Origin of the sequence: Microbulbifer discodermiae, assembly GCF_040742695.1 — a bacterium.
Classification (GTDB): domain Bacteria; phylum Pseudomonadota; class Gammaproteobacteria; order Pseudomonadales; family Cellvibrionaceae; genus Microbulbifer.
In genome coordinates this window covers 21,703-29,590 of record NZ_JBFLAB010000053.1, presented here as the reverse complement: position 1 = coordinate 29,590, position 7,888 = coordinate 21,703, and the positions used below count along the sequence as shown (strand labels likewise).

Here is a 7,888-nt window from a genome sequence, read left to right as displayed (position 1 = left end):
AATGAAGTAGAGCGTCTGTTTCGCCGCTTGAAAGGTTTCCGAAGAATATTTAGTCGATTTGATAAGTTGGATGTCGTTTTTAAGTTCTTCATCAACTTTTCATTGATCGCTGACCGGCTAATTAGTGTTAACAGGCCCTAGTATGCAGCAGGTAATCACACTACTGACGATTCCTTTGGAAGTTTCAAATCTTCAGGGGCCGGGCAATGATAATGATGGCAATTACACCATCACTTGGGAGCAGGATGCCAATGACATTATCGACGATTTTAAAATCCGCGAATATGCCGATGGTGTATGGGGGGATTGGATAGCGCTGGGACAGACACCACGGTATACACCTGGCGAGACAAAGGCAGATGGCAGCTATTCTTATGAGGTGATCTCCTGTAACGCAGCTGGATGTTCTGATCCTCAGAGTGTCACAGTTACTGTTTTTCATCCGGTGCCGGATGCCCCGTTGAATTTCAGCACCTCTGTCTCTGGAATGTCTCGCTATGTGCGACTGGATTGGACCAGGTATGCAGGTGGATTCGATGATTATTATGAGTATCGTAGTTCAGGAGAGGACTGGCAGCGGGCGCAATCTACCGAATATGCCTTTGCGAATGTTTCTACCGAAGGCAATTATACATTTGAGTTGCGCGCCTGTAATATAATTCCCGGTGGCGAAAAATGTAGTTCCCATGTCTCCGTTAACAGTGATTTTGTAGAAATCCCTGAAGCCTGGGTGGAAGAATTTCCATTTGGATTGGAGGTTGCGGACCATGACTTTTTGGATAATGTGCCAGTCGCTCACCAGGCAGTTGGTGCCACTGCTGGCCAGGGAAGTGTTGCGGGAGGTTCCGGTAGTTATGTGATCCCGATCCAACTCCCCCCCGGTAGGTCGGGAATCCAGCCGGACATCAGCTTGAATTACTCCAGCCGGGCCGGTAACGGCGTGCTCGGCATGGGCTGGCAGCTCAATGCAGGATCTGCTATTTCCCGCTGTGGACAAACACTTGAGCACGACGGCCGGAATCTGAATATCCTGTTGGACCACAACGACCGCTTGTGTATGAATGGGGAGCGCTTGATAGCGGTCAGCGGTAGTCCCAATGGGGGGCGTGGCGTATATCATCCGGAATCTAACAGCAGGATCTTGGTCAAACAGACCGGAACAATTAATAGCAGTGCAACTTTCGATGTCTATTTTCCGGATGGAATGGTTAAAAAGTATGGGAATCGCACCAATTCAGATTTTTATACATATTCACCAATTTCATATGAGCAGCGCGAGATATCCTGGAATATCACTACTGAATCAGATCCTTCAGGAAATTCAGTAAATTACTTTTATGATTCTTTTGGGTCTGGTGAATACCAGCTTTCCGAAATCTGGTATACGGGAACAAATAGTTATAGCGGCGATAGAAAAGTTAAATTTATTTACGAGGATGGGGCAAGGCCTGATATTAGTTCTAAATATATCGCGGGCGGTTTGATTAGACAGACAAAACGTTTGGAGCGCATAGAGATTTCCCTGAAAGAAGAGAAGCTGCGTGAATATAATTTCAACTATAAGTTGAGTGCGGCAAGTCAGCGCAGTCTGTTGGATAGCATCCAGGAGTGTGCTTTTAAGAGTGGCATCGCCAGCTGTCTGCCCTCGACCGAGCTTTCCTGGCAGGATGCCAAACCCTCATTTACTACCGAGAAGGTGGGCTATCGTTCCTCCAGTTCCACGGGCAGCAACTGGGATGAAAGTGCCAGTAGTGATATTGTGGCGGAGCTTCAGTCGCAAAGATTCATAGAGGATATATCACCGCAAGGTGATGTGAACGGGGATGGCGTCTCAGATTGGCAGGGATGGTATACCGATGCGGAAGGCTTCAAAACTGCAAATAACAATAAAGCTTTGCAAACCTGCCAGTGGAATTCATTGACCCATAATAAGGTTTGTCTATCTGCGGATTTTAACCGAGATGGCCGGACCGATAATTGGCGGCGTGGGTCAAGCTACTTCGAGTTTGCTTATGACTTTAATGCAAGTGGGAATCCTATCTGGTTTGAATCTTCAATTCCTGCCAAGCGTAATTCAGGCTCCTCCAAATGGGATCGGATTGAAAGTATCGGTGATTTCAATGGTGACAGCTATCCGGATGTCGTGATTAGAAGTGACGTCAATGCGTCCACAGCCTATTTATATTTGCATCTGCACACGGGTAATCATTCAGCGCCATATAGTGCGGGAGGGCAACTAATATATTCCTACCGCAGTAAACCCGGTGAGGCCAGATTCGAGAGTACAGTGCAATTTGCCGGTGACTTTGATGGTAACGGCCTGCCTGATTTCGTGGATGCGGATCTGGATCTGGTGTTGACCACTTCCCGTGCTCAATCTCCCCAGCCCAGGCCATATGTGCTTTATCTAACTAAACTAGATGAGTCTGGCGCCGTGACCTTCGATACAGTGAATCTTTATGAGAATTCAAAATCGGCGTTTACTAGTGGTGGGGCCTTTTCTTCCCTGGAATATTACTTCCATTTTTTTATGGATGTGAATGGAGATGGATTGCCTGACTGGTTGACCTGGCTGGATTTTGATTTGGCGGTTGCGGTGAATCGTGGAGGGGAGTTTTCGGAATGGAAAGTTGTTCAGGCCGGCTCAGTATTCGCAGCACGTGAGTTTCCCTATTATTCCTCCGCTGATGGCGGTGAATGGGCGATAGCTAAATTTCCCCGATATAGCCACAGCTTTAGGCTGGCCGATCTCGATGCGGATGGACGTCAGGAGCTGCTATTTCCAGGTCAGCGCTTAGTGACCAATTGCCAGACGCTTGTTGATGGTGGAGTGTCCAGCCCAAAGTGCGGAAACGCAATGTATGAAAAATATGATCTCGGTGGGGGCCAGGGGGACTCAATCTACCCGGTTGAAGACTTGGATGAGAGTCTTTATTGGTACAATGCCATCCGCTTTAAGGAAACCAGTAACGGCGGTTTCACCTTAAGCAGTACGAGTACCGGCCTTATTGGGTCAGCCACTCAAACAGCCGTCGTCGATTCATTTGGCAATGGCTTGCAGGATTTTGTGTTTGCTTACGGCTGTCGTGAGCCTACGGGATGTAACTGGAATAATTCCTGGTCCGGTGGAGATTTCGGTGTCTATATCAATAGAAATCGCGGCTCAGCGGAAGGCAGTGAGCGTTATGAACCTACGGACATGCTAATAGCCGTAGAAAATGGCCTGGGTGTGAGGGATGAGTGGCACTACCGGCCTCTTTCCTCCAGAGATGACCGCTATCACACCAGCGCCAAGCCCTTCTATGAGCGCGGCGGCTATCTGGACAGTCTTTCGTCTTCCGTTCGGAATGACCATTTTGAATTTTCTTCCAGTATGTATGTGGTGGCGGAGCACCGCCGCTCCAACGGGGTTGGGGGTCTCAATAAAACCCAGTACCGCTACAAAGGCGCGGTGTTTAACAACAAGGGCCGCGGCTTCCAGGGCTTCCATACCATTATCGAGGAGGACCTGGCTGCGGATATCGAAACCCAGTCCGACTTCCACCAGATATTCCCCCTGGCGGGCAAACTGCACAAGCAGCGTCAATGGGAATTGGGGGACAGGTCCGCGGACACCAGTAACGTGTCCCCATTTAAAGAAACCAGTTTCGAGTGGCGCTTTTGGCCCAGAGGAGGGCACTCCTCACCCAGGGTGGTGGATGCCCTGACGGATAACTGGACAGTGGCTGCCAACGCCCCCTATTTTGTCGGCTCTGAACAGCAGACGAATGTGCATCGGACGTTGAGCCTTTCCGGCAGTGTCCGTACCAACTTGTACACACAAACCCAGTCCAATACCTTTGATCAGTGGGGCAATGTACTGCTCGCCTCCCAGAGCTACCAGGAGGCCAATAGTTCGCATATTGTTTCCAGCAGTACCGAGACCCAGTATGTGACTGCGGATGAGGCCAATTGGTGGATCAACCAGCCCCTTCAACAGACGGTGACCAAACACAGTATTCAGAGCAGGACCGGCGTCAGTATTGATTCTGGTACTGACGTACAACAATCGGTGGTGGTGGACTATCTGCAGTGGGATAACGACGCACGCAAGCCCAGCCGGGTAAAAACCACCCCCTCCAGTGGCAAGTGGACCCAGGTGGATACCGTCTACAATAGTCACGGCCTGCCCCAAAACGTCACCACCTCCGCCGAGGGGGAGACGCAGACCCGGGAGGTGGAAACCACCGCCTTTAGCAGCGATGGCTACTTCCCCAAAACCGTGCAAAACGCCCTGGGCCATACGGTCACCACTGTGACCAACGCCAAATTTGGCCAGCCAGACTCAGTCACCGACGCCAATGGGCTCACCACTGACTATCAGTACGATGCCTTTGGCCGCGTTATCACCGTCACTGCTCCCGAAGAGTCCAACCTCAAAATCGCACCGGATCAATATACCGCCATGCAGTGGTGTGCTTCCGGCTGCAGCCAGGCCCCGGGCGCCGTGTTTAAAACCATTCAGCAGCAGGCCGGCACACCCACCCAGGTCACTTATCACGATATGCTTGGCCGTGTGATCCGCACAGAGGTACAAGCCTTCGGTGGCACCGATTGGGTAGCGCGTACCGTCAGTTACAACGACCTGGGCCAGACCACCTTCGAGTCGGTGCCTCACTATGCCACCGGTCCCAACAGCAGCTATGGCAGCCGTTATCTGTCCTACGATACTTTTGGACGCGCCCTGCAAAAGACCGTCGACCAGACCAATGGCCAGCAGCTCAATATCACCTACACCCACGAACAGGGCAGCGGCTTTACCACCGATATACAGGTCAATGGCCGCACCATGAGCCGTACCTACAACGGCCTGCAACAGCTCACCGAAACCGTAGACGCCCTGGGTGGCAGTACCCGGTACGCCTATGACGGTGCCGGCAACCCCATAGTGCTGCAGGATGCCAACACCAACCGTATCACCGCCAAGTACAATGCCCTGGGTCAGAAAGACTGGGTGGACGACCCCAATATGGGCCTGAAATCCTTTACCTATACCGGCTTTGGGGAAGTGGAAACCGAAACTGACGGTAACCTGGACGTGACCAGCTTTGTCTACGATCGCCTGGGCCGGATCGACAGCCGCAGCGTCAATGGCGTGGAGGAATCCAGCTGGAGCTACGACAGTGCCCCCAACGGTATCGGCCTGCCCGCCAGTGAAAGCCGCAGTGACGCAAGCTATAGCCGCAGCTTCCAGTACGACGCCCTCAGCCGGCCCTACCAGGTCACCACCGCCATCGATGGCGAGGACTTTGTGACTGTAAGCCACTTCGACAGCCAGTACGGCCGTCTCAAAGGGCTCAGCTATCCCTCCGGTCTCACCCTGCGTTACGGCTACAACGACGCCGGCTATCAGTTCAGCACCAGCAATGCCGCCAGCGGCTATCGCTATCGCGAAATCACCCAGATGGATGCCTGGGGTAACTGGGACTTTGCCAATGTTGGCGACGGTAACTATCAGATCGGGCGCGGATTTCATGCTGAAACAGGCCAGATGTCCGGCACCGCCTTTGACAGTCTGGTGCATAACCACCAGACCATCGCCTACAGCTACGACGCCTTTGGCAACCTCAGCGACAAAACTGTCGGCATCCCCAGCCAGAGTCCCGCCGTCAACAGCGAGACCTACCTGTACGACGCCCTCAACCGGCTCGACTACAGCAGTCGTACCGATGGCCCCGATATCGACTACGACTATGATGCCATCGGCAACCTGCTGAAAAAAGATGACTTTGCCAGCAGCTACAGCTATAGCGGCGGTACCAGTGGTGGTCCCAGCGCCGTCAAGAGCGTCAGCCTGGTGGGCGGTGGCAGCAAGACCTATGGCTATGATGGCAACGGCAACCGCACCCACGAAAACGGCGCCCAGCGTATCTGGTACAATGCCTTTAACAAACCCACCCGTATCCAGAAGAGCAGCACTGACCTCTATTTTTCCTATGGCGCCGACCAGATGCGCTACAAGCAGGTCAACCAGGGCAGTGGCAAAACCACCCTCTATATCGACAAGCTGTTCGAAAAGATCACCACCGGAAGCGAAACCCAATACCGGCACTTTATCGACGATATCGCCGTGGTCACCACCACCGAAACCGCTACTGACACCAGCCACCAGATTGGCTTTAGCCACAGGGATCGGCTGGGCTCCACCACAGCGGTAGGGGACCATTTGGGCAACCTGATGGAAACCCACAGCTTCGATCCTTTCGGCAAGCCCCGGCTGGGCAATATCCTCGACAAAACCCCCGCCGTTCTCGGCAGTGCCTTTAGCACCCGGGGCTTTACCGACCACGAGCACCTGGACGATGTAGAGCTGATCCATATGAACGGCCGCGCCTACGACTACCATCTGGGCCGGTTCCTGTCGGTGGACCCGATTATCCAGGCGCCGGGTAACTCCCAGTCCTTGAATCCCTACAGCTATATAATGAATAATCCCCTGGCGGGGACCGACCCAAGTGGGTATTCGGCGCAGATAGAGAAAGTAACTGGCAGCCATATCAAGAAGGACGTATCTCAGGCGAAAAATGTCAATGGAGCAATCACCGTTGGTGGTTCAAAGCTTGTAACTTCGCTTGGGGTGAGCAGTAATGGCGCTTCAAATCCAGGCTCAGGCGCAGCTTCCCAGCAAGCTGCACCTCAAGATACAAATAACCAGGGTTCTCGCCAGCAGATTCAGAGTGGTGGTAATGCAATTGATGATGGCCAGAGTAACGATTCTGGTAAAAATACCTATGGTTTAAATCTTACTCAAGAAAAATATTTGCAGGCTGTAGAAGACGGTATTTGGGAAACTGCTCCCGTTATGGATAAGGGGTTTAAAAACAATTCTGAAGTTAAAAAGGCTGCAGCAAAAGTTAACGTCCGTCAAGCATCTAGTACTGATGATGTTGTATCTCCTGATGCCTATATTGATTTCCTTCGAGGTGTTTCTGAGGCAACAGCGTCAGCAAATATCAATGTGACAGGCGAAAAGTTCCTAATGATGACGCAAAACGCTAAGGGGCAAATTATTGTTACAGATATTGGCATTTTGCCGGCTCAAGGAGGAGTAATCCGAACAGCTGGCGCTTCAGCGATCGCGCATGTACATTATCGAGGTTTAGAGCAAAAACCAGGACCCGGTGATCACAGTTCTGTGAAAGCTTATGGCAAGTCTAGCTTTGTAATTGGCGCGAGAGGGAATAAAATTTGGGAAATTGGGCGAATATCTCAAAAGTATAAATACCGACGAGTTGATACTGAAGAGCCTGGGCGTTGGAGAACCTTGAGGGGGGCCAAGTAGTGAAACAGAAAAATCGATTTAGGTTGTTGGTTGGCTTTCTACTGCTGTTTGGCTCGGGTTTTTGCCTCTCGGCGGGAAAAATTTCTCAAGTATTTGTTATCAAGGGGGTGCCGAAGACAGCTTCGCTGTTGCCAGAGAATTCTGAAGAGTTGAAAGAAGGTTCGATTCTCATTTCCAACCAATATAGTGTGAGGCTTGATTCTGTAACCCTAGTAAAAGGCAAAGCAAAAATTACTAACGAGGTTACAGTTCAACTTTCTGCAAGCCATGTGGAAAGTGTTACAGGACAAAAAGAAATTTTTGCTGTTGTTCAACAGTTAGATGGTGAGTCTTTGAAAGTGCTTTACTGGGGCGTGCCACAAAGTATTATTTGTGTCCCTAATGGATTGATGATTAATACGAATTTAGAAAGAAGCTTCAGTGCATTTGAAAGATACGATGGCTCTAAATGCTCTTCATTAAATTGAGTTTTGACTGCAATCTGGTGGCCAGAATGATGGAGATTTAGGGTCCAGACTGAAAATTGGCGCTGATGCTTCACTGGGGGCAATTCAAAGGTTCGCGTCG

At 51.1% G+C, this 7,888-nt stretch carries 2 protein-coding genes and 1 pseudogene; all 3 read left to right on the top strand.

The window, feature by feature from the left end:
• Window positions 1–856 precede the first annotated feature (856 nt).
• A pseudogene (locus AB1S50_RS19540) lies at window positions 857–1,294 on the top strand (SpvB/TcaC N-terminal domain-containing protein); the annotation flags it as partial.
• Between the two features lie 1,563 nt (window positions 1,295–2,857).
• Complete coding sequence (locus tag AB1S50_RS19535; protein ID WP_455363758.1) at window positions 2,858–7,321, top strand: RHS repeat-associated core domain-containing protein; 4,464 nt, start codon at window positions 2,858–2,860, stop codon at window positions 7,319–7,321.
• Window positions 7,321–7,788: a hypothetical protein gene (locus AB1S50_RS15760; protein WP_367151918.1), complete on the top strand. Its 468-nt coding sequence runs from the start codon at window positions 7,321–7,323 to the stop codon at window positions 7,786–7,788. The genes AB1S50_RS19535 and AB1S50_RS15760 overlap by 1 nt, the downstream gene beginning before the upstream one ends.
• The last annotated feature ends 100 nt before the right edge of the window (window positions 7,789–7,888 follow it).

What these genes read in the sequence shown, in the direction of transcription:
- AB1S50_RS19535 (WP_455363758.1), top strand. Translation starts at nt 2,858, where the DNA reads ATGTATGAAAAATATGATCTCGGTGGGGGCCAGGGGGACTCAATCTAC.